General features: G+C 73.0%; 18 protein-coding genes. 10 read left to right on the top strand and 8 right to left on the bottom strand.

What is annotated here, in order from left to right; genetic code table 11:
- Positions 1-149: 149 nt before the first annotated feature.
- Positions 150-6,740: a hypothetical protein gene (locus tag CRP55_RS16290; RefSeq protein ID WP_097320885.1), complete on the top strand. Its 6,591-nt coding sequence runs from the start codon at positions 150-152 to the stop codon at positions 6,738-6,740.
- Here the strand turns inward: CRP55_RS16290 and CRP55_RS16285 are convergent.
- The 5 genes from CRP55_RS16285 to CRP55_RS16265 are packed head-to-tail and all read right to left on the bottom strand — an operon-like array spanning position 6,727 to position 12,198.
- Complete coding sequence (locus CRP55_RS16285) at positions 6,727-7,791, bottom strand: GGDEF domain-containing protein (protein WP_097320883.1); 1,065 nt, start codon at positions 7,789-7,791, stop codon at positions 6,727-6,729. The two genes, CRP55_RS16290 and CRP55_RS16285, sit on opposite strands and share 14 nt — an antisense overlap.
- A gap of 1 nt (position 7,792) precedes the next feature.
- Positions 7,793-8,683 carry an EamA family transporter gene (locus CRP55_RS16280; RefSeq protein WP_097320881.1) on the bottom strand — a complete coding sequence of 297 codons (891 nt, stop codon included), beginning with the start codon at positions 8,681-8,683 and terminating at the stop codon, positions 7,793-7,795.
- Between the two features lie 46 nt (positions 8,684-8,729).
- Positions 8,730-9,914, bottom strand: a complete 1,185-nt coding sequence (locus tag CRP55_RS16275; protein ID WP_097320879.1) for an ABC transporter permease — start codon at positions 9,912-9,914, stop codon at positions 8,730-8,732.
- The gene (locus CRP55_RS16270) at positions 9,911-10,882 is read right to left on the bottom strand and encodes an ABC transporter ATP-binding protein (protein ID WP_438865794.1); all 972 of its coding nucleotides are present in this window, start codon (positions 10,880-10,882) and stop codon (positions 9,911-9,913) included. The genes CRP55_RS16275 and CRP55_RS16270 overlap by 4 nt, the downstream gene beginning before the upstream one ends.
- Complete coding sequence (locus tag CRP55_RS16265) at positions 10,879-12,198, bottom strand: efflux RND transporter periplasmic adaptor subunit (RefSeq protein WP_245923031.1); 1,320 nt, start codon at positions 12,196-12,198, stop codon at positions 10,879-10,881. The genes CRP55_RS16270 and CRP55_RS16265 overlap by 4 nt, the downstream gene beginning before the upstream one ends.
- 94 nt (positions 12,199-12,292) lie before the next feature.
- On the opposite strand from CRP55_RS16265, the gene CRP55_RS53060 reads away from it, so the two are divergent.
- Positions 12,293-12,469 carry a hypothetical protein gene (locus CRP55_RS53060; protein ID WP_179855207.1) on the top strand — a complete coding sequence of 59 codons (177 nt, stop codon included), beginning with the start codon at positions 12,293-12,295 and terminating at the stop codon, positions 12,467-12,469.
- Positions 12,470-12,491: 22 nt separating this feature from the next.
- On the opposite strand, the gene CRP55_RS16260 is transcribed toward CRP55_RS53060, so the two are convergent.
- Both CRP55_RS16260 and CRP55_RS16255 read right to left on the bottom strand, forming a co-directional pair.
- Positions 12,492-13,235: a L,D-transpeptidase family protein gene (locus CRP55_RS16260; protein ID WP_245923029.1), complete on the bottom strand. Its 744-nt coding sequence runs from the start codon at positions 13,233-13,235 to the stop codon at positions 12,492-12,494.
- Positions 13,236-13,354: 119 nt separating this feature from the next.
- Positions 13,355-14,302 carry a CAP domain-containing protein gene (locus CRP55_RS16255; RefSeq protein WP_179855206.1) on the bottom strand — a complete coding sequence of 316 codons (948 nt, stop codon included), beginning with the start codon at positions 14,300-14,302 and terminating at the stop codon, positions 13,355-13,357.
- A 305-nt stretch (positions 14,303-14,607) separates the two neighbouring features.
- On the opposite strand from CRP55_RS16255, the gene CRP55_RS16250 reads away from it, so the two are divergent.
- The 8 genes from CRP55_RS16250 to CRP55_RS16215 all read left to right on the top strand — a co-directional run bounded on the left by CRP55_RS16250 (position 14,608) and on the right by CRP55_RS16215 (position 25,608).
- Complete coding sequence (locus CRP55_RS16250; protein WP_097320876.1) at positions 14,608-16,107, top strand: acyltransferase family protein; 1,500 nt, start codon at positions 14,608-14,610, stop codon at positions 16,105-16,107.
- A gap of 81 nt (positions 16,108-16,188) precedes the next feature.
- A complete protein-coding gene (locus CRP55_RS16245; RefSeq protein WP_097320874.1) occupies positions 16,189-16,683 on the top strand; it encodes a chemotaxis protein CheW in 495 nt (164 codons plus the stop codon).
- Positions 16,680-18,044 carry a CheR family methyltransferase gene (locus CRP55_RS16240; protein ID WP_097320873.1) on the top strand — a complete coding sequence of 455 codons (1,365 nt, stop codon included), beginning with the start codon at positions 16,680-16,682 and terminating at the stop codon, positions 18,042-18,044. The genes CRP55_RS16245 and CRP55_RS16240 overlap by 4 nt, the downstream gene beginning before the upstream one ends.
- A complete protein-coding gene (locus tag CRP55_RS16235; RefSeq protein WP_097320872.1) occupies positions 18,041-18,577 on the top strand; it encodes a chemotaxis protein CheW in 537 nt (178 codons plus the stop codon). Before CRP55_RS16240 ends, CRP55_RS16235 begins: the two co-directional genes overlap by 4 nt.
- On the top strand, positions 18,574-20,046 hold the full coding sequence (locus tag CRP55_RS16230; RefSeq protein ID WP_245923027.1) for a methyl-accepting chemotaxis protein: 1,473 nt from the start codon (positions 18,574-18,576) through the stop codon (positions 20,044-20,046). The genes CRP55_RS16235 and CRP55_RS16230 overlap by 4 nt, the downstream gene beginning before the upstream one ends.
- Complete coding sequence (locus tag CRP55_RS16225; protein WP_245923026.1) at positions 20,046-22,544, top strand: hybrid sensor histidine kinase/response regulator; 2,499 nt, start codon at positions 20,046-20,048, stop codon at positions 22,542-22,544. The genes CRP55_RS16230 and CRP55_RS16225 overlap by 1 nt, the downstream gene beginning before the upstream one ends.
- Positions 22,541-23,614, top strand: coding sequence for a chemotaxis-specific protein-glutamate methyltransferase CheB (gene cheB, locus CRP55_RS16220; RefSeq protein WP_097320870.1), 1,074 nt, complete (start codon positions 22,541-22,543; stop codon positions 23,612-23,614). The genes CRP55_RS16225 and cheB overlap by 4 nt, the downstream gene beginning before the upstream one ends.
- Positions 23,611-25,608: a response regulator gene (locus tag CRP55_RS16215; RefSeq protein ID WP_097320868.1), complete on the top strand. Its 1,998-nt coding sequence runs from the start codon at positions 23,611-23,613 to the stop codon at positions 25,606-25,608. Before cheB ends, CRP55_RS16215 begins: the two co-directional genes overlap by 4 nt.
- Here CRP55_RS16215 and CRP55_RS16210 read toward each other — a convergent pair.
- Positions 25,571-25,999, bottom strand: coding sequence for a winged helix-turn-helix transcriptional regulator (locus CRP55_RS16210; protein ID WP_097320866.1), 429 nt, complete (start codon positions 25,997-25,999; stop codon positions 25,571-25,573). The genes CRP55_RS16215 and CRP55_RS16210 overlap by 38 nt on opposite strands.
- Between the last annotated feature and the right edge of the window lie 22 nt (positions 26,000-26,021).

The following is a 26,021-nucleotide window of genomic DNA, read 5'->3' as shown; positions in this document are numbered from 1 at the left end:
CGAACCACGCCCCGAGCCTCGGGGAGCGCTCCCGGGGGCGGTAGCGCTGTTCGCAAATCCGTGGTTAACCTTCCCCATCCACCGCGTGGGAGGGGACGATCCGGGCACGCGTGACAGACGGGGGGCAGCATGCCGCGAAGGGTCGCCTCATGAGTTTCGAGGACGACGAGTACTGGGACGAGGAGTACTCCGAGTACTCCCTCGTGCCGAACGCGGCTGTGGTTCAAGAGCGTCCCTACGTACGCCGTAACGGCCCCGAGCCGGTGATCCCCACCAAGCGCGCCGGCGACGACGGCACACCGGTCGACGAGCTGGCGGCCCGCCGGCAGCGCCGGGCCAACGGCAGCGCCTTCGACACGAAAAGGCCGAGCTGGCTCGACGACCCGGAGTTCTCCCCGGTCGACACGTCACAGCCCAACCTGGCCGGCGACGACTTCGACGACGTCGACTTCAACCGCCCGGAGCTCGGCGCCGACTTCGAAAACCCGGAGTTCCCGATCGCGGACGGCGGCGCCCGGCGCCGCGAGCCCGACCTGCACGACGACATCGACGAGCCGTTCGACCACCGCGACCTGGTGGCGTACGGGCACGGCCCGGAGCCGGGCGCGGTCACGGTCGGCTGGGACGAGGACTACGAGGAGCCGGCCGAGCGCCGCACCGAGAGCCGCTGGCGCCGCCTGGCCGGCAAGGCAGGCAAGGCCACCCCGTCCGAGGGCCGCAAGCGCGGCCGCGCCCGCCCCGCCGAGCCTCCGGCCGCCGACCGGCCTCCCGCGGACCGGCCTTCCGCTGACCGCGCCTCCACCGACCGCCGCGCTGCCTCGCCTGACCGTCGCGCCTCTGCGCCCTCCGCGGACGGCCGAGCCACCGCGCCTCCACCCGACCGCCGAGCCTCCACCCCTTCCGCGGACCGCCGCGCCACCGCGCCCTCGGTGGACGGCCGCGCCACCGCGCCTTCACCTGACCGCCGTGCCTCCACGCCTTCCGCGGACGGCCGCGCGGGCCGCGCCACTGTTCCTTCACCGGAGGGCCGCGCCGTCCCCCTTTCGCCGGATCGCCGCGGCCCTGAGGCGGAAGGCCGGGCCACCGCGCCGCGCCCGGCGCGGCGCCTCGAGGGCGACATGCGGCCCCCGGCCAGCGGGCGTGCCCGCGTGCCGGAGGCACCGAGTGACCCCGAGGACCTCTACCGCCGCCCCGGCCAGGAGCGGCCGCGCCGCGTGAGCGAAGGCGACGGCACCGTCCGCGGCGACCGCCGCCCCCGGCCCGCGGAGTCCTTCGAGGACCCGGCGGCCCTGGACCGTTCCTCCGGCGACCCGCGCCGCGCACCCGACGACGGCCGGCGCCGCTCGTACGACTCCTACGACGACCCTCGCCGAGCTCCCGGCGACCCGCGCCGCTTCGCCGACGATCCCCGCCGCGCTCCTGACGACTCACGCCGCGCTCCCGGCGATCCCCGCCGCCCTTCCGACGATCCCCGCCGCGCTTCCGACGATCCCCGCCGCGTCTCCGACGATTCCCGCCGCGTCTCCGACGATTCCCGCCGCCGGGACGACCGTTACGCCCCCGGCTTCCCCACCGACGACCGTGGGCGCCGCACCGGCGAGCGCACCGCGATGATCTGGGACGAGCCATCCCACGGCGACGGCCGGGGCTACGACGACGCGGACCCGCGCCGTTCCCCTGAGGACGACTACCGCGGCGGTTCCCGCCGCCGCGGCGACCGCGTCAGCTACGACCTCGACGACCGCTTCGAGCTGGACGAGCGCTACCCCGCCGCCGACCAGTACCCGGCCGGCGACCTGCGCGACCGCCCGGACCACCGGCGCCACCCGGCCGACTACAACGACCGGCGCGAGTCCCCTGCTTACGACGACCGCCAGGCTCCTGGTTACGACGAGCGCCGGCCTTCCGGTTATGACGACCGCCGGATTGCCGACTACGACGACCGCCAGGTCCCCGGCTACGACGACCGCCAGGTCCCCGGCTACGACGACCGTCAGGTTTCCGGCTACGACGACCGTCAGGTTTCCGGCTACGACGATCGCCACCAGGTTTCGGGTTACGAGGACCATCGCCGGCCTTCCGGTTACGACGACCGCTACGCGGCTGAGGTTTACGACGAGCGGCACCACCCTGGCGCGTACGACGAGCGGCACCCGGCCGACGCGTACGACGGCCGCCGTCCCGACGCCTACGACGACCGCCGCCCTTGGCCCGCCGACCGCGACCCGCTGGACGAGCGCTGGCCGGTCGACTCCGACGGCGCACAGACTTGGGCCGACGACGAGCCCGCCACCCGCGGCCCGCGCACCATCGACGGCGAGATCCTCGACGAGCGCCCCGCCCGCACAATCGACGGCGAGATCGTCGCCGAACGCCACAGAACCGCCGCGGACGCCCAGCCCGCCCCCGCCGAAGAGACCGGCGAGCCCGACCGCCACCAGGCTCCCCACGCTCCGGCCGCCACCGTCGACGTACCCCCCACCGAGCAGGACGAGGCCGTCCCCGCGCCGGCTTCGCACCACCACGAGTCCGAGGCCGCACAGGCACCGAGCGACGACCCAGCCGACACCCCGCGAGTCATCAGCAAGGCCGCCCCGCCCACACCCCCACGGGTGATCGGCAAGGAGGCACCTCCTCCCACCCCCCGCGTGGTCAAGGCCGACCCACCCGCGGCCCCTCGCGTCGTAGGCACCCACGCCCCCACCCCCGCCGCGCGCGTGGTCAGCCCTCCCCCGGCCGCCCCCGCGGCTTCGCAGCCGGCCCACTCACAGCCCACGGCCGCCCAGCAGCCCGCGGCCGCCCAGACCCCAGCGCACCAGCAGCCCGCAGCCGCCCAGACCTCACCGGCACACCAGCAGCCCGCAGCCGCCCAGACCTCACCGGCACACCAGCAGCCCGGGACCGGTCAGACCCCGGCACAGCAGCCCTCTGCGGCTGCTGCACCTTCGCCGGCTGCCCAGCCGCGCACCGGTCACGCAGCCAATGATGCCAACGGCTTCTCGTCTCTGCCCCGGCCGAACGCGGACAGCACCGCACCCACCACCGGGCCGGAGCCGGCCTCCGCCGCAGCTCCAACGCAGCCCCTCGGCCCAGCGCGCCCCGCCGACCACAGCGCCGACGGTTCGCACGGCCACCGCGACCCGCAACGTCCGCTTCCCCAGGCCCAGGCTCCCGTAGCCTCCGGCCGAGCCCCAGCCACGTCCACTCGCCCTCCGGCCGCCCAGACCCGTCCCACCGACGGCGCTTCCCCCGCCACCACGAACCCCCGCCTGGCATTCCCGTCGCAACAACAGGCCGACGGCGGTTCCCCGGCGACCACCAACTCCCGCCTGGGCATCCCCCCACAGCAGCCGGCCGGCGGCGGATCCCCCGCCACCACCAACTCCCGTCTCGGCCTCCCACCACAGCAGCCAGCCGGCGGTGGGTCCCCCGCCACCACGAACCCACGCCTGGCTTTCCCGTCGCAACAACAGGCCGACGGCGGCTCCCCGGCGACCACCAACTCCCGCCTGGGCGTCCCACCACAGCAGTCGGCCGGCGGCGGATCCCCCGCCACCACCAACTCGCGCCTCGGCCTTCCGCCGCAGCAAGACGGCACGGCTCCGTCTTTCGACGCCGCTCGTGGATACAGCGCTCAGGACCACCGCCCGCGCCGCAGCCCGCGTACCGCTCACGTGACGCTCTCCGAGTCGGACGGCCCGTGGTCGATGGTCGCCGACCAGGCGCCTCCGCCCTCGCTGCCGACGACCGGGCTCACCCCGCCGATCTCCCCCGCGGCCCCGCGCACGTCGGCGGACCACCTTCACCCGGCACCCCCGGTCTCCCCCGGCGCCGCACAGCATTCGCAGGCTCCCGCGCCGCAGGACCGCACTCCACAGTCCTACGCCGCTCCCGGCCCGGTACCGCCGCCGTACCCCCAGCCGCCCACAGCGCCTACCGCCGCGCCGCAGCACCGCCCGCAGCACGGCGCGCCGCAGCAGCCCCACAGTGGCTCCCCGGACCACGTTCGCCCGGCACCGAGCGGTACCCCGCGTCCGGCTCACCCGACACACGGCAGCGCCCAGCAGCCCGCTTCGCAGCCGCCGGCCCCCGCGCCGCAGGCACCGGTCGTGCCCAGCGACCGGCCGGTCCAGCCACCGCAGCCCCAGACACGGCCAGCGGCCGGCCCATCGCAGACTCACCTCCAGTCCAGCCCCGCGACGCAGCCGGGACCCGTGGCCGGCGCACCGCAGACTCACCTCCAGTCCAGCCCCGCGCCGCAGCCGGGACCCGTGGCCGGCGCACCGCAGACTCACCCCCAGCCCAGCCCCGCGACGCAGCCGGGACCCGCGGCCAGCGCAGCGCAGACTCACACCCAGCCCAGCGCCCCGCAGCAGGGACCCGCGCCCCAGCCGCCAGGCTCGAACGGCGCCCACCCGCAGAACTACGCCCAGCCCGCAGCACCACAGCAAAGGCCGGCCCCACTAGAGGCCGCACCACAGCAAAGCCCAACGCCACAACACGGCGCACAGCACCATGGCGCCCCGCAACAAAGTTCAACGCCACAACACGGCGCACCGCAACACGCCGCTCCGTGGCAAAGTCCGGCCTCTCCGCACGGCGCACCGCAGCAGGACCCGGCTTCGCAGCGCGGCGTACGGCACCAGCCGTACCCGACCCAGGACCTGCGGCAGCCCCAACCGGGGCAAAGCCAGGCCCCGGCCTCGAACGCAGTTCCGCCGAGCGTGACCGCGAACCCGGCCGCAGGGCCCCAGGGTCTCGCGGGATCCCCGAGTACGCCGGTGCCCGGTGGCCCGATCGCACCGACGTCCGCGCCGCCCGGTCTCGGCACCGGGCCGGAAGCCATTCGCCCGGTGTCGCCGGGTGCTGTACCGAACGGCACGCCGCCGTCCGGTTCCGCCTCGCCGGTTGCGCCCGCCGCGTGGCCCCCGCCGCCGGCCTCCCACACCCAGCCCGGCCAAGCCGCGCCCGACCAGCCATGGCCCGGTCAGCCAACGCCCGCTCAGGCAACACCCGGTCAGACACGGCCTGGTCAGGCGGCGAGCGGTCACGCGGTTGACGGCCAGGCGTTGCCGCGGCAGCAGGGGGCCATGCCAGCCGCTCGACCGGGGTCGCTCGGTGACGTGCGGCCGGTCTCGGGTGGGCAAACCTCGCCGGGTGACGCGGCGCGGCCCACGTCGCTCGCGTCGGCGCCGGTCAGTGCGCCCGCTGCTGGGCGTTCTGATGGTCCGGTCGAAGCCGGGTCCGCGGTGCGGCCGGTTCCGGCGCCGCGGATGCCTTCGGACGGACCGGCGCCGCGGATGCCTTCCGACGGACCGGCGCCGCGGATGCCTTCCGACGGACCGGCGCCCCGGATGCCTTCCGACGGGCCGGCGCCGCAGTGGCCGAGTGCTGGACGGCGGCCGGAAACCGGGACCGCGGAGCGCGCCGCGCAGCACGCCGGGCCCGCTCAGCCCGAGGACGCGGACGCGCGGCCGGCCGGGACGCCCGGTGAACAGCGCCTGGGTGCGCATGCCGCCCCGTACATGGATCCGGACGGCACGCTGCACAACCTGCGGCCGATCGCCCGGCTTGAGGTGTCGGGGCCGGACACGCAGCCCGTGCGGCCCGCCGACACCGACTTCGGTGGCATGTGGTTCACCTCCAAAGCCGATCCGGAGGATGAGCCGCAGGCCGAGGCCGCTGAAACGCCGTCGACCAGCCTGGCCGACATACCGGCACCGGACGAGCCCCAGCCCGCGCCCGAAAAGTTCCACGAGCCTGAAAAGTCCGAGATCGGCGAGCCCGCGACAAGCGCGGCCGGCGAAAAGGCGAAGCGCTCCAGCGACGGTGTGGTCATCAACCTCGACGTCACCGGCCTGTTCCGGGCCATGGCCATGGCCGGCACGCCGGACACCGAAGCCCCGCCCGCCGTCACCGAGCAGAAACAGGAAGAGCAGCCCAGCACCACCGACGACCCGCCGACGATGGACGCCGAGGCTGTCCGGAAGCGGATCGAGCAGCGGATGCTCGCCGAGGCCGCCGAGCGGCGGCGGGACGCGGAGCCGGACCCCGAGCCCGAGCGCCCCAGCCTGTCCGCGGCCGACCTCGAGGCGATCCGCTGGCGGCTCGACGGCGGCACCCTGCGCGAGGTCGTCGAGGACCGGGAGGCGCTGCGCGAGCTGGGCGAGAAGCTCGACGGGCCGCTCGCCGACGAGGTCGACAACGTCGCCAAGGCCGGCCTGCTCAGTGTGCGGGCCGAGGTCTACCGCCTGCTCGGCGAGCTGGGCATGGCCGCCGCGGCCAGCCGGCTGGCCCTGGCCCACGCCGAGTCGGCCCGGGACGTGCAGTCGATGGTGATCGCGCAGGCCGAGCTGGCGCACATTCTGCGGTTGCGGCGCGACTTCAAGGAGGCGGACCGCCTCTTCGCCAAGGCCACCGCCGACGATGTGCCCGAGCTCCTGCGCAGCGTCGTTCACGAGAACGCCGGCCGCAGCTGCTACGACCAGGGCCGTCACATGGAGGCTTTGGACCATTTCGCCAAGGCCGTACGCCTCGGGAAGCCCGACGACAGCGAACTCGCCGCCCGCATCGGCGTGTGCCTGGAGGCCGTCTACATCCACGTCCTGCGCGACGGCTGGGGCCCGTACCCGCGAAGCCGCGAGGACATTCTGGGCAAGCAGCCGGAGAAACCGGCGGCGCAAGAGAGCGACGCGTTCGACGAGCCGACCGCCGAGCAGCCGGTCGTCAAGCGACGCTAGTACGGGACGGCTGCACCCGGTCCACGTTCTGCCGGGCCGACGCCGGGTGGGCCATGGCCGTGCGGCCACGGCCGCCCGACTTGGCCTCGTACAGCGCCGTGTCCGACGCTTTGACCAGCTCGTCGCCGGTCTCGGCGTGGTCGGGCAGCAGCGCGATGCCGATGCTCAGCCCGGGCGGGCCGCCCGGCAGGCCGTCCTTCTCGGCCAGGGCCGCCCGCACGTCGTCGGCCGCTCTCCGGGCCGCCATCCGGTCCGTGCGGAGCAGCACCACGAACTCGTCGCCGCCGAGACGGGCCACCACATCGTCGGGACCTGTCGCCGTACCACATAAAGCCTTTGCCACCTGCTGAAGCGCACGATCGCCGACCGCGTGCCCCCACGTGTCGTTGATCTTCTTGAAGTAGTCGATGTCGACCGTGAGCAGGGCGAGCGGGCTGTCCGTGCGATGTGACCAGGCCACCGCGCGGCTCAGCTCGCTGTCGAAGGAGCGGCGGTTGGCGACCCCGGTCAGCGGGTCGGCCAGGGCCTGGGTCTCCAGCACCTCGCGCAGCGTGTCGTTGCGCCGGCGCAGGCTGTAGACGACGACCATGGTCAGCGCGAACGCCACGGTCAGCGAGAACCAGTCGGAGATCGCGTGCGCCGTCGTCAGCACCCGGAAGGCCACCGACGCGTGGGCCAGGGAGATCACGGCCAGGGTGATGCCCATGAGGCGGCGACTGAGGAAGTTGGCCGAGTAGAGCACCGGCCACAGGTAGAACAGCTGGGCGCCGGTGCTGGCGTCGTTGGAGAGCTGGTTCAGCGTGGTGATCAGCGCGGTCGCGAAGAACGGCGCGATCAGCCACCAGGCGTGCGGCACCTTCTCCGGGCGGCGCAGGCACATCAGCCCGCCGGTGACCAGGAACGTGCAGACAACGACGGTCGTGACGACCCAGCCGAGCGGGCGCGAGGTGGGCAGGACGATGCAGGTGACGAAGTTGGCGGGCGCGGCCGCGAGCATCAAATACGCGACACTCCGGGCAGCGCCCGGTTTGTCGCGGATCCGAAACGGCAACTCACGTCCTCCTCGTCTCCCCTGACCCTTCGGCGAGGACCACCTGTTCCTGAGCCTTCTCCCGCCTGGCCAGCGTCACCCCGGCACTGGCCAGCGTCACCAGCACCAACGCTACGATCTCGGCGCCACCGAGCCGCTGACCGAGGATGATCAGCCCGGCCACGGCCGCCGCGGCCGGTTCCAGGCTCATCAGGATCCCGAAGACCCGAGTCGGGATCTTGCGGAGGGCGTGAATTTCCAGGCCATATGAGAGTACGGAGGAGAGCAGCGCCACCGCGGCCGCCGCGACCAGCCACGACGGGTGACCGATCGCCTCCGTCGCGGCCCCGCCGCCGAACGGCAGTGCGATCAGGGCGGCGACCGACAATGACACCGTCAGCCCGCCGGCCCCGGGCACGAGACCGCCGAGGCGGGCGCTGCACACGATGTAGCCGGCCCAGAAGAGCCCGGCCAGGAAGGCCAGGAGCAGCCCGGTGACCGGGGCCGAGCCGCCGCTGTCCAGGCCGAGCAGCAGTACGCCACCGGCCGCCATCAGCGCCCACAGCAGGTCGATCAGCCGCCGGGTCTGCACGAGCGCGAGCAGCAGCGGCCCGAGGAACTCGACGGTGACCGCGATGCCCAGCGGCACCGTGCGGATCGACTGGTAGAAGATCAGGTTCATCCCGGCCATGACGACGCCGAGCAGCGCGGCCGCCATCCAGGCCGGCCGGCTCCACGACCGGAGACTGGGCCGGGTCACCACCGCGAAGATCACCGCGGCCAGGGCGAGCCGCAGGAACGTCACCCCGTTGGCGCCGAGGTCGTCGAAGAGCCCGTGCGCGATCGAGCTGCCCACCTGCACCGAGGCGATCGCCGTGATGACGAGCAACGGCGCCGGTGGTTCGCGTCTCATGAGGCTCAGCCTTCCCGACCGCCCCGCCCGGAGCGCAGCCGCCCGGTCACTCTGTGCGCAACGCGACAACGGGGTCGAGCTTGCCCGCCCGCTGCGCCGGCACCACCCCGAAGACGATGCCGACCGCCGCCGACACCCCGAAGGCCAAGGTCAACGACCACCACGTGATCGCGGCCGGCACCGGAGACAGCCGATCCACGAGAAGAGCGGCGGAAATTCCCAAGGCCATTCCCAGTACGCCACCAAGCGTCGTCAGAAGCACGGCCTCCAACAGGAACTGCACGCCGATGTCGCGCGGCCGGGCGCCGACCGCCTTCCGCAGCCCGATCTCCTTGGTCCGCTCCCGCACCGACACCAGCATGATGTTGGAGACCCCGACCCCGCCCACGAGCAGGCTGATCCCCGCGATCGAGGCCAGCACCCCGGTCAGCACGCCCAGGATGTCCCCAAGCACCCCGAGGATCTGCTCCTGGGTGACGGCGCTGAAGTCCGTCTCCGGATGCCGGTCGCTGAGCGCGGCCACCACCGCCGCCCCGAGCGCCCCGATCCGCTCCCGGTCCGGCGCCCGGATGGCCAGCCCGTCGATCCGGTCGGTGCCGAGCAGCCGCTGCGCCGCCGTGACCGGCACGTGCACCTCGCTGTCCCGGTCGACCCCGAGGCTCTGCCCGAGCCGCTCGAAGGTGCCGATCACCCGGAACCGCACCCCGCCGATGGTGACCTGCCGCCCGATCGGATCCCGGTCCCCGAACAGCGACGAGGCCACCCCCGCCCCGAGCACGGCGACCCGCCGCCCGGTCGACACATCCGTACGCGTCAGATAGGACCCCCGCTCGAGCTTGCGCACGAAGACGGTAGGGGTCGTCTCCAGCACCCCTTGCATGCTCGCGAAGGCCGACCGCGATCCGGCCCGGACGGTCTCCCCCGAGCTGATGGTCACCGCCACCCGGTCCCGGTCACCCACCACCCGGGTCACCGCGTCCACGTCATCCATGGTCAGCGTCGAGGCGGTCGGAGCCGCACCCGCTTCGAGCCGCCCGGGAACGACGAGCAGCAGATTGCTCCCCAGCCCCTCCACCTGCTGTTCGATCTGCCGCTTGGTCCCGGTCCCGATGGCCACGAGCGCCACGACAGCCGCCACCCCGATGACGACCCCGAGCATGGTCAACACACTGCGCAGCCGATTGGCCCGCAGCGCGTCGACAGCCACCCGCCACGCCTCGGCCAGCCTCACGAGTCCGCCTCCGGCGACGGGGAAGGCCGATCCAGAACCGAGCGCCCCGACAAATGGGCCGAATCCGATATGTCCGGTGAGACCGGCGTGGAGGGAGACACCGGTGCGGAGGAAGAGGGCGGCGCGGGGGAAGAGGGCGGCGCGGGGGAAGAGGGCGGCGCGGGGGAAGAGGGCGGCGCGGCGTAATCGGTCGGCGGGGAGGAAAGGGGCGGCGCGGAGGAAGGCAGGGCGGAGGAAGGCAGCGCGGGTGAAGGGGGCGGCGCGGACGGGGGCGGTGATGTCGGCGGAGGACTGGTGACGATCAGGCCGTCGCGCATGACTATCTGGCGGTGGGCTCGGGCGGCTACGTCTTTGTCGTGGGTGACGAGGACTACGGCTACGCCGTCGGCGTTCAGGGACTCCAGGAGGGCCAGGACCGACTGGCCGGTGGTCGAGTCGAGGTTGCCGGTGGGCTCGTCGGCCAGCAGGACGGACGGGCCGGTCACCAGGGCCCGGGCGATCGCCACCCGCTGCTGTTCGCCGCCGGACATCTGGTTGGGGCGGTGGTCGAGCCGATGGCCCAGGCCGACCCGTTCCAGCATCTCGGCGGCCCGGGCCCGGCGCTCCCGGCGGCCCACGCCGCGGTAGACCAGCGGCAGGGCCACGTTGTCGCGGGCCGTGGTGCGCGCCAGCAGGTGGAACGACTGGAAGACGAAACCGATCGTCTCGTTGCGCAGGTGGGCCATCTCGGCCGGGTTCAGGGTCGACACGTCCCGCCCGCCGATCAGCAGCGTCCCGCCGCTGGGGCGGTCGAGGCCGCCGAGCAGGTGCATCAGCGTCGACTTGCCCGAGCCGGACGTTCCCACGATCGCCACGTAGTCGGTGGCCGACACGGTCAGCGACACCCCGCGCAGGGCCGGCACCGAGACGCCGTCCAGCTCATAGGTGCGGCTGACGTTCTCGGCCACGATCGCGGCGGGGGTGGTCACGGGGCCTTGTCGCCGGGCTGGATCTCGTCGGCCCCGGAGACGGCGATGCGCTGGCCGGCCTTCAGGCCTTCGGTGATCTCGACCACGTCCTCGCCCTGGACGCCCAGGGTGACCGGGACGCGCTCGTAGCGGTCGCCCTCCACGGCCCAGACCGTGTCCTTGCCGTCGACGCTGATGACGGCCGACGCGGGGACCGTCACGGTGTCGTCGGCCTCGCGGACCTGGAGGCGGACCACGGCGCTCATGCCGGGGCGCGGGGCGGGAGCGTCGGCGCTCGCGGTCAGGTCGAGCCGGACCTTGTAGGAGACGCCGCCGCGGGCCGACGTCGTGGGCAGCAGGTCGATCGAGCGGACCTTCGCGTCGTACGAGGCGCCCGAGGCCGCGTCCAGTTCGACGGTGGCGGGGGTGCCCGCCTTGACCAGCAGGACGTCCGTCTCGTCGACCTCGGCGGTCAGGCCCAGGCGGCTCACGTCGACCACCGTGAGGATCGGCGTGCCGGCGGCCACGAAGGCGCCCTGCGGCACGGCCTCGTCGACGCCCGGCAGGGCCCCGCCGGCGGAGCCGGAGGAGGAAGCGGCACCGGCGCCGCCGGCCGACAGAAGGTCGGTGAGGGAACTTCCGCCGGTGGCCACGCCGCCGAGCTGCACCACCCCGGCCACCGGGGCGCGCAGGGTCAGCGCCGAGACGGCGGCGTCGGCCAGGTCGTACGCCTGCTGGGCCTGGAGCCGCTGGGCCGACGACAGGGAGTTCACCGCCTCCCCCAGCGAGGCCACGCCCTCCTGGACCGAGCGCAGGGCGGCCGCCGCGGCGGCCGAGGCGAGGTTGTACTGGCGGCGGGCGGCGTCGACCTGCTTCAGCAGGGTCTCGCGGAGGGCGGGGTCGGTGATCTGCGCGGCCGCCGCACGAGCTTCCTGGTACGCCTTTTCGGCGTTAGTGTCCGTCTGGTGGCGTACAGCAAGGAAAGCAGTGGAATCACCGACCGTGACCGAGCCGCCGGAACTTTGATCGAGAGCCTTTTCCGCGGAGCGGCGGCGGGCCTCGAGCTCGGGAGAGTCGATCACCGCGACCACCTGGTCCTTGGCGACCCGCTGGCCGGGCTCGGCGCGCAGCTCGGCCAGGGTGCCGGAGGCGGGAGCGCTGACCGTGGCGGCGGCACGGGCCGTCACGGAGCCGGGCGCCTCGACGATCTCGGCCACCGTGCCGCGAGTGGCCTGGCCGAGACCGACCCCACTCTTGTCGTCGCCGCACGAGGCGGCCGTGGAGCTGACCAGGAAGATCATCGCCGCGGCGATCACCAGGGGGCGTGAGCGGGTCACGCACGCCACTCTATGCCGAAGCGGGAAATGAACCGTCCGGGCGGCCGGATCCGTAAAGAACGAAGCACCGCCGACCGATGAGCTAGGGGTGGAAATGATTAGCGCCGACGAGCTGACCGTCGTGCATCACGATGACAGCGTGAGCCGGTTCACCGACGTGCGGTACACGCTGAACCGGGACGGCCTCTGGCTGGTCACGTCCGGCGGCGTCGAGCGTCATTTCGGGTCGAACGAGGTGCTCACCACCCACGTGCGGAGGCGGGCCGCCTAGAGCGACCCGCCCCCGGACGACGTCAGGTGCCGGGGCGGCGGCCGAACGTCTTGACCGTCATCCCGATCTTGCCGACGCTGTAGTACGCCTTGGCGTCGACCGGCAACAGGTTGACGCAGCCGTGCGAGCCGCGCCACTTGTCGTGGATGTACGTGGTGGTCTGGTGGAAGCCCATCCCACCCTTGAAGCGCTGCCAGTAGGGCAGCCAGACCTCGTACGGGTCCGACCACTCCTTGATGGTCCGCTTGTTGATCTTGAAGGTGCCGGCCGGCGTGCGGTAGCCCTTCATGCCGGTGCGGACGACGGTGAACGGCGTGATGCGCTTGCCGTTCTTCATCACCCACGCGGTCTGCCTGGTCAGGTTGACGCAGAACGTGACCCCGGTCTTCGCGGCCTTGCAGTCGGCCACCTTGGTGCCCGCCAGGCGCATGACCACGTCGTACGTGGTCGGGCCGGCGAGACCCTGAGCCGGCTGGATGCCGTACCTCTTCTGGAACTTCTTGATGTTGGCACAGTCGGTCGCCGACTGCTTGCCGTCGACCGACATCTTGCCGAACCCGCCGAGCTTGTTCAGCAGGATCTCGACCGACTTCTGGTACTTACCGGTGGTGCAGCCAGCGGCTGCGGCCTTGGTCACGACGACCGCGGCCACAGGCTTGCTCACCACGGCGCCGGCTACGGCCGGTGACAGCGCCACGGCGCCGAGACCCCCGCCGACCAGGACCGCGATCGCGGTCCCGGTGAGGCGGGCGGCCACCCGTCTCACTCCCAATGTGGTTCCTCCCCAGGAAATGTGTTCGCATATCGAAGCACAGACGTGCGACACATAGATCCCGGGGAAGCGCCGTGGCGCGAATCCGGTATTTAGTTATCGTACAAAAAGGACTAATTCATCGGTGTAGCGAAGTCCTGGACCCAGTACGTCGTGTGCTCGCGGTCGATCGCCAGGCCGATGCCCATTTCGTGCAGATCACAGTCGAGGATGTTCTCCCGGTGCACCCGGCTGTGCATCCAGCCGTCGACGACCTCCCACGCGCTGTCCGCGCCCCGGGCGATGTTCTCGCCGTAGCGCTTCCAGTCGTAGCCGGTGCGGCTCACCCGGTCGCCGGCGCTCTCGCCGTTCGGCGAGTCGTGCTCGAAGTAGTCGCGCCGGGCCATGTCGGCCGCGTGCCGGTTGGCGGCCTCGATGAGACGCCGGTCGAGCTCCAGGGGACGGCAGCCACCCTTGCGCCGGTTCTGATTGACCAACACCAGGACCCTTTGCTGTACGGGGGCGGACGGGCTCCCCGAGATGTCGGCCGCCGTGACATTGCGCCGGGCCGCGTCCATCACGGAGGAGGGCCGCTGCACCTGCTGCCGCTGAACGGCCGCCCGCTGGTTCGCCGCGCGCTGATTCGCCGCCCGCTGGTTGGCCGCTCGCTGGTTCGCCGCCCGCTGAGCGGCCGCCCTCTGCGCCGCGGCTCGCTGCGCGGCCGCGCGCTGGTCGGCCGCGCGCTGAGCCGCGGCACGCTGGGCAGCGGCACGCTGAGCGTCCTGCTGCTGATAGGAGAAGGCCGGCCGCTCCTCGTCCGAATTGTCGTAATCGTCGATCGAGTTGTCGTCGTCGCCTACGGTCGAGCGGTCGTCGAAGCCGGAGTCCGGCTCCTCGTCCACATCTGAATACCGGCCGTCGTCGGAGTGATCCGCTCCGAAGAACGGCCACCCGGGGAAGGCGAACCCACCCCACCCCTGCGTGTCCGGCCTCTCGCCGGCATCCGCGGTGGTTGCCGCGACACCGCCCGCGAGCAACAGTGCCGACGCCGCCGCGCAGACGACCACTACAGGTTTCCGCATGCCCCGTAAACCCCATCGATTCCCGGGCGCCCGGCCTTCTCCGGTGCGCCGCTCGCCGGGGATCAACGTCACGACCCGGCCACGGTCACTGACCCTCCGGCCGGCCGTATCGCCGCACCGATCGGCGAAGATGCCTTCGATCCGCGGCTGGAGCAGGGGAAACACCTCCATGGAGGGCAGCACGGGTGTCGCACAACCGCACAGACAATTCGGACAGTTCATTCGTACGGGGTAAGCCTGCGAGGTCGTCTTGGCAACCGGCCGGACGGTCCCGCCACAGTGGCCGGACTGGCAAGGTCTTCGCGGTGCGTAATCGATACCTGGATCTGCTCCGTGCCGCGGCCATCGTCCGGGTGATCGTCTACCACCTGTACGGCTGGCCGTGGCTGTCCGTCCTGCTGCCCGCCATGGGCGTCATGTTCGCGCTGGCCGGCTCGCTCACCGCCGCCTCCCTGGACAATCGGGCGGGAGCCAAGGTCGTCACCTCCCGGCTGCGGCGCCTGCTCCCCCCGCTGTGGCTGCTGGGGCTGATCGCGGTACCGGTCATGCTGGTGACCGGCTGGGCCGCCGAGACCGACGGCGAGCACCCGTTCAGCGTGCCGAACCTGCTCTTCTGGCTGGTGCCGATCGGCGACCCGCCCGGCAGCGACTTGGCCGTGGACGCGTGGGAGCCGCTCTGGTACATCCGCGCCTACCTGTGGTTCGTGCTGCTCTCGCCGATCCTCTATCTGCTCTACCGCAAGGCCGGCTGGGCCGCGGTCGCGCTACCCCTGGCGATCATGGCGGTGCTGGACGTCACCGGCTTCACGCTGCCCGACACGGCCGACGCCGCCCTGTGGGACTTCGTCACCTACGGCGCCTGCTGGATGGCCGGCTTCGCGCACCACGACGGCCGCCTGGCCCGGCTCAAGCCGTGGATCGCCGGGCCGGTCGCGCTCGTGCTGGCCGCCGGCGCGTACTACTTCATGCGCGACGAGGGCACGTACGACCTGAACGACATCTCCGAGGCGCAGGCGCTCTGGTCCTTCGCCTTCGTGCTGATCGCGCTGCGCTGGCAGCCGTCGATGACCTGGCTGGCGAAGGTGAAGCCGCTGGACCGCACGGTCACCCTGATCAACAACCGGGCCGTGACCATCTATCTGTGGCACAACATCGCGATCGCCGCGGTGTGGCCGGTGCTGACCTTCCTCGCCCTGGACGAGCTGGGCGACAGCATGGGCCACGTCGGCGACCTGCTCACGGCCTTCCTGCTGACCATCCTGGCCGTGCTGGCCTTCGGCTGGGTCGAGGACCTGGCCGCCAAGCGCCACCCCCGCCTCTGGCCGGCCGGCTCGACGGCCCACCCCGCCGTGGGCACTGTCGAAAACCCCGCCAGCCCCACCGCCCCCGTCGACCCGGCGCCTTCCGCCGGCCCCACCGATCCCGGCGGCCACGAGCCGGCGCCCAGCCAGTCCCGCGCCACCCGGGTCAGCGGCACGGCCTCCGCGATGGCCAACCTGGGCGACTCCAAGCGCCGCCAGACCGCAGCCTCGGCGATGCACCGCCTCCCCGCCAACTGGCCACCGATCCCCCGCACCGAGGATCCCGCCCCACCGGCGACCGCCGCCACGGCCGGCCCGGCGAAGGCCACGCCGCAGCCCGAGGATCCCGGATTCCCCGTGGCGGGCCGCCGCGCCGGCCCTCTCAGCGGAGACACCGACACCAAACCCACCCTCCCCGCCGGCTGGGGCACCTCCGAGGAGCCCCGGCAGTCCGGCCCCGAGGACGCCACTGAGTGGTTCCGCGGGCACCACGCCCGGGACTGACCGGAGGCCGATCCGGCGTCACCGGCCGTCTACCCGAGGAAATCTCGTAAATGACGGATGAATCACTACTAATCTGACGGAATGCGGCAGTACGGACAAGCGCCGGTGCTCTCCGAGGACGAGGGCACCGGAGTGCCGGCCCTCGTCTTCCGAGCCGGCCCTCTGCTCTGCGCACTGCGGCTGGACGAGGTCATCGAGACCATGCGGCCGCTCGAGACCCGCCCCTTGGCCGGGACGCCGGCCTTCGTGCGCGGGATCAGCGTGCTCCGCGGCGTACCCACCCCCGTCATCGACGTGTCGCGGCTGCTCGGCGGCGGGTCGGCCGAACCCGAGCGCTACATCGCCGTCAGCACCGACCGGGGTGCCGTCGCCTTCGGCACCGGGCCCGTGCTCGGCGTGCGCAACGTCGAGGCCGTGCCCTCCGGCGGGCACCCGGCCCTGCTCGGCGGGGGCAACAGCCGGCTCGTCGCCGGGGTCGGCACCCTCGGCACCGAGCCCCTGCTGCTTCTGCAGAGCATGCGGGCCGTGCCCGACGACGTCTGGGAAGCCGCGGCCGCCGCGGGCGTGGCGACATGATCGGCGCGGCGGAGCTCATCCGCTTCCGGGAGGTGCTGGCCCGCCGGTTCGGCTGGACCTTCGCCGACAACGACGCCGGGCACCTCACCGGGACGCTGCGGGAGCGGGCCGGCGCGGCCGGGATGAGCGCCACCGCGTACCTCGACCGCCTCGCCGCCCGGCCCTGGCCCGAGGAGCTGACCGTGCTGGTCGAGCGGCTCAGCATCACCGAGACGTACTTCTTCCGGCACGGTGAGCAGTTCCGGGCGCTGCGCGAGGAGGCGCTGCCGGAGCGGGTGGCGGCCCGGCAGGGTCAGCGCGTGCTGCGGATGCTCTCGGTGGCCTGCTCCTCCGGCGAGGAGGCGTATTCGCTGGCCATCACCGGGCTCATGGTGATACCGGGCAGCGACTGGATCGTCGAGGTGACCGGCGTCGACGCCAACCCCGGCGTGCTGAGCCGGGCCGAGACCGCCCTCTATTCGTCCTGGTCGCTGCGGGAGACGCCCGACGACGTACGCCAGAAGTGGTTCCGGCCGGAGGACGGCGGCTACCGCGTCGCCGACGAGGCCCGGCGACTCGTCCGGTTCAAGCGGCACAACGTGGCCGAGCCCGACCCGCAGTTGTGGGCCCCCGGCCGGTACGACGTGATCTTCTGCCGCAACCTGCTGATGTATCTGACCGCGGACGTCGTGTCGTCGCTGATCGAGCGGATGACCACCGCTCTCGCCCCGGGCGGCTTCCTGTTCCTGGGCCACACCGACTCGCTCGGCAGCCGGGCCGATGGCCTTGACCTGCGGCAGAGCCACCAGGCCTTCTATTACTGCAAGGCGGACAGAAAGGCGCCGGAGCCGGCGGCGCCCCCGGCGGTCGACAAGCCCCGGCCGCTGGAAGATACCGAGACCGACACCTCGTACAACCAAGCTCTGGCCCTTCTCCGTGAGGAACGCTTCGCGGAGGCCCTCGAGATGATCGACGGCCAGCGCGGCACCCTCCTGCACGGCATCCTGCTGGCCCAGACCGGCCGCCTGGGCGAGGCGATCATCCTGGCCCGCCGCCTGATCGAGGAGAACGGCCTCGACCCCGACGCCCACCAGCTCCTGGGACTGTGCCTGGAGGGTGGCTCGGCCGTGGCCGAGGCGATCGGCCAGTACCGCCTCGCCGCCTACCTCGATCCCGGCTTCGCCCTGCCCCGCATGCGCCTCGGGCAGCTGGCCCGGCGCCACGGCGACGAACGGACCGCCGCCGGCGAGCTGGAACGCGCCCTCGACCTGCTCACTCACGAGAAGGAGGAGCGGATCACGCTGTTCGGCGGCGGCTTCGGCCGTATCGCGCTGACCGTCCAGTGCCGCTCCGAGCTCGACGCCTGCGGGGTACGGCGATGAGCACCGTGGCCGGCCGCCTCGCCGAGCTGCGGGAGGATTTCGACCGCTCGTTCGCCGACCCGGTCCGCCGCCACGACGACGAGCACGTCGAGCTGCTCACCATCAGGGCCGGCGGCCGCCCGTACGCCCTCCGCCTCTCGCAGACCTCCGGCCTGCACCCGGACCGCCCGGTCACCCCCCTGCCGGGACCGCAACCGGCCCTGCTCGGCCTGGCCGGTTTCGCCGGTCAGGTGGTGCCCGTCTACGACCTGGCCGCCCTGCTCGGCCACCCGGTCGCCGAACGGCCGCGCTGGCTCGTGCTGGCCGGCGGGAACCCGCCGCTGGGCCTGGCCTTCCACGACCTCGACGGGCACGTGCGGGCCGCGAACGCCGACATCGTGCAGGAGGCGAACGACAGCGACGCCGCCGGCAGTGTTCGCGGCATGGTCGGCCTGCCCGGGGGCGTCCGGCCGATCATCGACGTCCCCGCGACGCGCGCCACCGTGCACGCGCTGACCGGACACCAAGTCACCGACCAGGAGGCCGCACGATGATGGCGGGACGCACCTTCGGCACCAAGCTGGCGGCCGGTTTCGGCCTCACCCTGCTCCTGACCCTGCTGATGACCGTCACCTCACTGGCGGGGCTGCGCTACGTGCTGCACACCAAGGACGCCGTGATCGACTCGGCCCGGGTGAACCTGGTCGGCGCCGAGGCGCTGAGCGCGCTGATGGAGTCGCGGATCGCCGACTACCGCGGCTACATGTTGGCCGGCACCGACGAATATCTGAACGCCACCAACACCGACCGCGCCAAGTTCCTGGCCCAGCTCGACTCGTTGCGCGGGTCGATCGAGAACGCGAACTCGAAGGCGCTGCTGCAGAAGGTGGCCGACGCCGAGGCGGTCCACGCCGGCCTGGTGTCGGGCCTGATCGCCCAGCGCGCGAAGATCACCATTCTGAGCAGCGTGGCCCAGTTCAGCGGCAACGAGGAGGTCAAGGCGGCCCGGGTCACCGTGCAGAAGGCCATCGCCGACCTGATCGCGCAGGTGCAGACCACGGTCAACGCCAAGAGCGACGACTCGTCCGAACGCGCGATGTGGGCGATGATCTTCATCATCGTGATCGGGGTGCTGCTCATCGGCGGCGCGGCCGGCGTGGCCTGGAAACTCAGCCGGGACCTGAAACGCGAGGTCGGCGCGGCCGTGGGGCACATTCAGAGTTCGTCGGCCCAGCTCGAGGCGGCCGCCGCCCAGCAGGCCGCGGGCGGGCGCGACCAGGCCAGCGCGATGAGCGAGATCACCACGACCATCAGCGAGCTGCTGATCACCTCGCGGCAGATCGCCGAGAGCGCCCAGCGCGTCTCCAAGGTCGCCGAGGAGACGGCCGAGGCCGCCCGCACCGGCGACGCCACCATCGACCAGACCCGCGCGTCGATCGCCGCCATCCGTACCCAGGTCGACCAGATCGTGCAGCACATGCTGGCTCTGGGCGAGAAGTCGCAGCAGATCGGCGGCGTCGTCGACCTCGTGTCCGAGCTGGCCGAGCAGACCAACATCCTGGCCATCAACGCGACGATCGAGGCGAGCGGGGCCGGCGAGTGGGGCCGCCGGTTCGCGGTGGTGGCCGAGGAGATCCGCAAGCTGGCCGACCGGACCGCGGCCAGTGCCAAGGAGATCCGCGCCCTCATCGAGGACGTGCGGGGCGCGGTCAACACGACCGTCATGGCCACCGAGATCGGCGCCAAGGCGGTCGACTCCGGTTCCCGGCAGTTCGACGACGCCACCAGCTCGTTCCGCCGCATCGTCGGGCTGGTCTCGACCACCAGCGACGCCACCCGCGAGATCGAGCTCTCCACCAAGCAGCAGACCACCGCGGTCGAGCAGGTGAACGTGGCCGCCTCGGACACCGCCCGGGTCACCCGCGAGACCGAGGCCAGCGCGGTGCAGACCAAGCAGACCGCGGCCCACCTCTCCACGCTCTCCGGCGAGCTGCTCGACCTGGTCGGCACCGGACGTCACTGATGACCGACCGCGATCCGCTGCGCTATTTCCGGATCGAGGCCGCCGAGCTGGTCGACCAGATCAGCGCGGGCGTCCTCGATCTGGACCAGCAGCCCAGCACCGAGGTGGTGGCCCGGCTGCTGCGGTACGCGCACACTCTCAAGGGCGCGGCCCGGGTGGTCAAGCAGCCGGAGATCGCCGAGCAGGCCCACGCCTTCGAGGAGGTGCTGGTCCCCCACCGCGACGACGCCTCCCCTTTGCCGGCCGACGAGATGCGCGAGCTCCTGCGCCTGAACGACGCGATCGCCGGGAGGGTGGCCGCTCTTTCCGCGCCTGTTCAAAACCAGACCGCAGATGTACGCAGGGGCGGCGCGGCCCAACCGCAAGGAGCACCCCACCGGGCCAACCGCCCCGCTCCCGCGCCCCCGCCGGCGGGACCGGCCCCGATGGCACCCCCTCTACGCGAAGGGCTGGCCGCGGAGGCCGCCGGGCCGTCGAAACCCGCCGCCCCCGCCGGCAGCAGCCCGCACCCAGCCACAACCGCCGGCCGCAACCCCACGCCGGAAAGCGCCCCGCACGGCGAACCAGCGACAGGCAGCCCCGCTCCCGAGCACACCCCGGCGGCCGGAGAAAGCGCCGCCACCGAGCACACCCCGGCGGCCGGAGAAAGCGCCGCCACCGAGCACACTCCAGCGGCCGACGGAAGCGCCACCCCCGAACAAGCCCCGGCAGCCGAGAGCGGCGCCGCGACCGAGCGCACCCCCGCGGCCGACGGAAGCGCCGCACCCGGGCACGCGCCGGAGAGTGGGGCCGCGGCCGGGCGTGTGGTGCCGGCCGAGGGCGGCGCCGCCCCCGAGCGGGCCGTCACCGCCGATCTGGACGAGCTGCTCGACGCCATCGGTGAGGCCAACTCGCGGATCGCCCCGCTGCGCGAGGGCAGCCGCACCCTGGCCACCATCCACCGCCGGGTGGAGACGCTCGGCGACCGCCTGCGCACCGGCCGGATCGGCGGCGGCGACGCCGTCACCCGCGGCAGCGTGCAGCGCCTCGGCGCCGATCTGGGCGCCCTCGGCCGCCGCCTGATCGACGCCGTCGACCAGGTCGAACGCGAGCTCGACGAGGTCCGCGGCCGCGCCGAGGGCCTGCGCCTGGTGCCCGCCGGCACCATCTTCACCGCCCTGCGCCGGGCCGTGCGCGACGCCGCCGACGCCGAGGGCAAGCGGGTCCGCTTCCACGCCACCGGCGCCGACGTGCGGATGGGTCCGCAGCTGCTCAACCAGGTCAACGGCGCCTTCCTGCACGTCGTGCGCAACGCCGTCGTGCACGGCATCGAGCCCGAGCCGCAGCGCCTGGCCGCCGGCAAGCCGGCCGAGGGCTCGGTCACCGTGCACGTCGAGCGGCGCGGCCGCTGGGCCGAGTTCCGCTGCGCCGACGACGGGCGCGGCTTCGACCTGGACGCCTTACGCCGCACCGCCCTCGAGCGGGGCCTGCTCTCCCCCGGCGCCGAGCCCGACCCGCGCACCCTGATCGACCTGGTGCTGCACGGCGGCATCAGCACCTCGCCCGCGGTCACCGACGTCGCCGGCCGCGGCATCGGCATGGACGTGGCCCGCGACGTGGCCGATCAGCTCGGCGGCAGCGTCTCGATCGACAACCGGCCCGGGCTGGGCGCCACCGTGCTGCTGGTCGTGCCGCTCACCCTGCTCAGCATGAACGGCCTGCTGGTCGAGGCGGGCGAGCACACCGTCACCATGCCGCTGGACTCGGTGCGCCGCTGCGTGCGGCTGTCGGCCGAGGAGATCACCGCCGCCATGGACACCGGCCGGCTCGCCCACGAGGGCCGGGTCGTGCCGTTCCTGCCGTTGTGCCGCGCCCTGCATCAGGAGACCGAGTTGACCGGCACGGGCGTGGCGATCGTGCTCAGCGCCGACGGCGAGACCGCGGCGATCGGCGTCGACCGGCTCGCGGGCACCACCACGCTGGTCGCCCGCCCGCTGCCCGATCTGGCCCCGGCCGCACCGGTGATCGGCAGCGTCTCGATCGACCTCGACGGCAACCCCCGCCTGGTGCTCGACCCGCACGGCCTGGTCGCCGAGGCCCGCCACATCAGTCCCACGGCCGGCGGCCAGTCCACCGAGAGCAACGGCCGCCGGATGCCGATCCTCGTGGTGGACGACTCGCTGACCACCCGCATGCTCGAGCGCAGCATCCTCGAGTCGGCCGGTTACGAGGTCGACCTGGCCGCCTCCGGCGAGGAGGGCCTGGAGAAGGCCCGTGCCCGCGAGTACGGCCTGATCCTCTCCGACATCGACATGCCCGGCATCGACGGCTTCGCCTTCGTGGCCGAGACGCGGGCCGATCCCACCCTGTCGCACGTGCCGGCCATCCTGGTCAGCTCGCGGGCCACCGCCGAGGACCGCCGCCGTGGCACCGAGGCGGGCGCGTCCGCCTACGTGGTCAAGGGCGAGTTCAACCAGGAGGAGCTCTTGTCGCACATCCGGAGGCTGATCCTTCGATGATCCGTGTCCTGCTCGTCGAGGATTCCGCGACCATGCGCCACCACCTGCGCGAGTCGCTCGCCGCCGACCCGGAGTTGCAGGTCGTGGGCGAGGCGACCGACGGCGCCGACGCGGTGGCCGCGGTCGCCCGGCTGCGCCCGGACGTGGTGACCATGGACATGATGCTGCCGACGATGAGCGGCCTGGTCGCCACCGAGCACATCATGGCCGAGCATCCGACGCCGATCCTGGTCGTCTCGTCGGCCGACCGGCAGGAGATGTTCAGCACGTACAACGCGCTGGCGGCGGGCGCGGTCGACGTGATGGAGAAGCCGCGCGGCGACGCCAGCGACGCCGACTGGGGCCGGCGGCTGTGCCAGTCGGTGCGGATCGTCTCCCGCATCCGCGTGATCACCCATCCCCGGGCCCGCCTGGACGGCCGCCCCCGCAGCGGCCCGGCCCCTGAACCCACGCCCACCACGCCGGCGGTCGTGCCGGTCTCCGAGACGTTCCGGGCGGTGGCGCTGGGCGCCTCCACCGGCGGGCCGGGCGCGCTCACCGAGCTGCTGCGGGCGCTGCCGCTCAATTTCCAGCCGCCGGTGCTGTGCGTGCAGCACATCGCGGCCAGCGAGCCGTTCGCGGTGGCGTTCTCCGACTGGCTGGCCGGGCAGACCGGCCGTGACGTCGCCTACGCCCGCGACGGCACGCCGATCGGCGCGGCCACCGGCCGGGTCGTGCTGGCCCCGCCCGACCGCCACCTCTACGTGCGCGACGGGCGGCTGCGGCTCAGCGACGCCCCGCCCCGGCACTCGTGCCGGCCCTCGGTCGACGTGCTGTTCGAGTCGGTCGCGGCCGAGTTCGGCCCGTCGGCGGCCGGCTGCCTGCTGACCGGGATGGGCCGCGACGGCGCCGAGGGCCTGCTGCGCATGCGCTCACGCGGCGCGACCACCTTCGCCCAGGACGAGGCGAGCTGCGTGGTGTACGGGATGCCGCGCGAGGCCGCCCTGCTCGGCGCGGCCGCCCACGTCCTGCCACCGGCCCGGATAGCGGCGCGGCTGGTCGATCTGCAACCCGACGGGGGCCGGCGATGACCCGGCAGGTGCTGATCGTCGACGACAGCCTCACCGTGCGGATGGACCTGCACGACGCGTTCAACGCGGACGGGTTCGCCACCATCCTGTGCGCCACCGGGGCCGAGGCCCGCGCCGCGTTCGTGAGCGCCGAGTTCGACGTGGCCGTGCTCGACGTGATGCTGCCCGACGCCGACGGTCTGGAGCTGCTCACCGAGCTGCGCGGCATGCCGAGCCGGGCGGGCGTGGTGATCGTGCTGCTGTCCAGCGAGGACGAGGTGGCCGACCGGCTGGCCGGCCTGCGGATCGGCGCCGACGAGTACGTCGGCAAGCCGTACGACGCCGGTTATGTGGTGGCCCGCACCCGGCAGCTGCTCGGCGACGGGCCGGCCCGGGCCGACGACCGGACCACGATCCTGGTCATCGACGACAGCATGACCTTCCGCGAGCAGTTGCGGGAGCTGCTGGAGGGCGAGGGGTACGCGGTGCTGACCGCGCCCAGCGGCGAGGACGGCCTGCGCACGGCGGCCGACCGCCGCCCGCAGGCGATCATCGTCGACGGCGTGATGCCCGGCATCGACGGGGCCACGGTGATCCGCCGGGTGCGCCTGGATCCGGCGCTGCGCGACATTCCGTGCATCCTGATGACCGCGGCCGACGACTACGCCACCGAGCTGCAGATGCTCGACGCCGGCGCCGACGCGTTCGTCCGCAAGCAGCAGAACCTGGCGATCGTGCCGGCCAAGCTCAACGCGGTGCTGCGGCAGAGCGCCGAGCAGCTGCCGATCGAGGTCACCGGCAGCCTGCACGGCCCGAGCAAGGTGCTGGCCCTGACCCCGGACAAGGAGCGGCTGTCCGACCTGGCCCACGCCCTGCGCTCCGACGGCTACGACGTGGTGCCGGTGGCGAGCACCGACGACGCCCTCGACCTGCTGGCCGAGCAGCCGGTCGACTGCATCGTGCTGGGCATGGGGCTCTCCGGCGAGCTGGGCCGCGACGCCTGCCGCCGGATCAAGGAGGTGCCGGTGATCGGCGAGACGCCGGTGGTGATGACCGGCGCCAACGACGACGACATGCTCGAGTGCCTGGCCGCCGGGGCCGACGACTACGTGCGGACGGAGTCCGGCGCCGAGGCGTTGCGGGCCCACGTCCGTACGCAGATCCGCCGTAAGCAGTCGCACGACGAGAGCCGCCGCATTCGCGAGGAGCTGATGCGCCGCGAGCTGGACGCGGCCGAGGAGCGCTCCGCGCGGCAGCTCGCCGAGACTCGGGCCGCCCTGGTCGAGGAGCTGGAGTGGCGCAACCGCGAGCTGGAGGCGTTCTCCGGCTCGGTCTCGCACGACCTGCGCGGCCCGCTCCAGGTGATCAGCAGCTTCGCCGAGCACATGCTCGACGACGAGGACGATCCGCTCAGCGAGGAGGCCCGGCGCCGGCTGGGCCGCATCCAGGCGGCCGCGCTGCGGATGGCCGACCTGGTCGAGTCGCTGCTGATCCTGGCCCGGGCCAGCCGCGGCGACCTGCGCCGGGAGAAGTTCGACATGACGGCGACCACCTGGTCGGTGATAGGAGAGGTGGAGGCCCGCGACCCGGGCCGCTCGGTCGGCTTCACCGTGCACGACGCGATGATCGCCGACGCCGACGAGGGCCTGGTCCGGGTCATCCTGGAAAATCTGATCAACAACGCGGTGAAGTTCACCCGCAAGGTCGAGCACCCGGCGATCGAGGTGGGCTACACCTCGCGGGGCTTCTACGTGCGCGACAACGGGGCCGGCTTCCCGGCCGGCAAGGCGGGCGAGCTGTTCCGCCCGTTCGCCCGCCTGCACAAGGCCGAGGAATTCCCCGGCACCGGCATCGGCCTGACCACCGTGCACCGGGCGGTCGAGCGGCACGGCGGCGAGATCTGGGCCGAGGGCGAGGACGGCCGCGGGGCCACGTTCTGGTTCACCCTGCCGCCGGCGCCCGCCGCCGAGCCGCCGGCTACGGAGCGCCGGAGTCAGCCCCGGCGTCACGGTTAGCCGAGACCTCGTCCATGTGGGTCTCGGCCCAGCGCTTGAGCGAGCGCATCGTCTCGTGCAGGGAGAGACCCAGATCGGTCAGCTCGTACGAGACGGTGACCGGCACCGTGGGCACGACGGTGCGGCTGACCAGGCCGTCGCGTTCGAGCGAGCGCAGCGTCTGGGTGAGCATCTTCTGGCTGACGCCGGCCAGCAGCCGGGCCAGCTCCGAGTAGCGCATGGCCCGCGGCTCGCCGCCGCAGTCGGGGCCGCTGCCCAGCGCGCTCAGAATCAGCGTTACCCACTTGCCGGAGATCCGCTCGAGCAGCTTCTGGCTCGGGCACACCGCCAGGAACGCGTTGTACTCGATCTTGGCCGCGGCCCGCTTCTGCGCCGCCGTCGTCGTCGCCATGCCCACCCTCCGGTACCCAACG

Origin of the sequence: Paractinoplanes atraurantiacus, from assembly GCF_900215205.1 — a bacterium.
GTDB classification, from domain to species: domain Bacteria; phylum Actinomycetota; class Actinomycetes; order Mycobacteriales; family Micromonosporaceae; genus Actinoplanes; species Actinoplanes atraurantiacus.
This window is presented reverse-complemented; position numbering and strand designations above follow the sequence as displayed.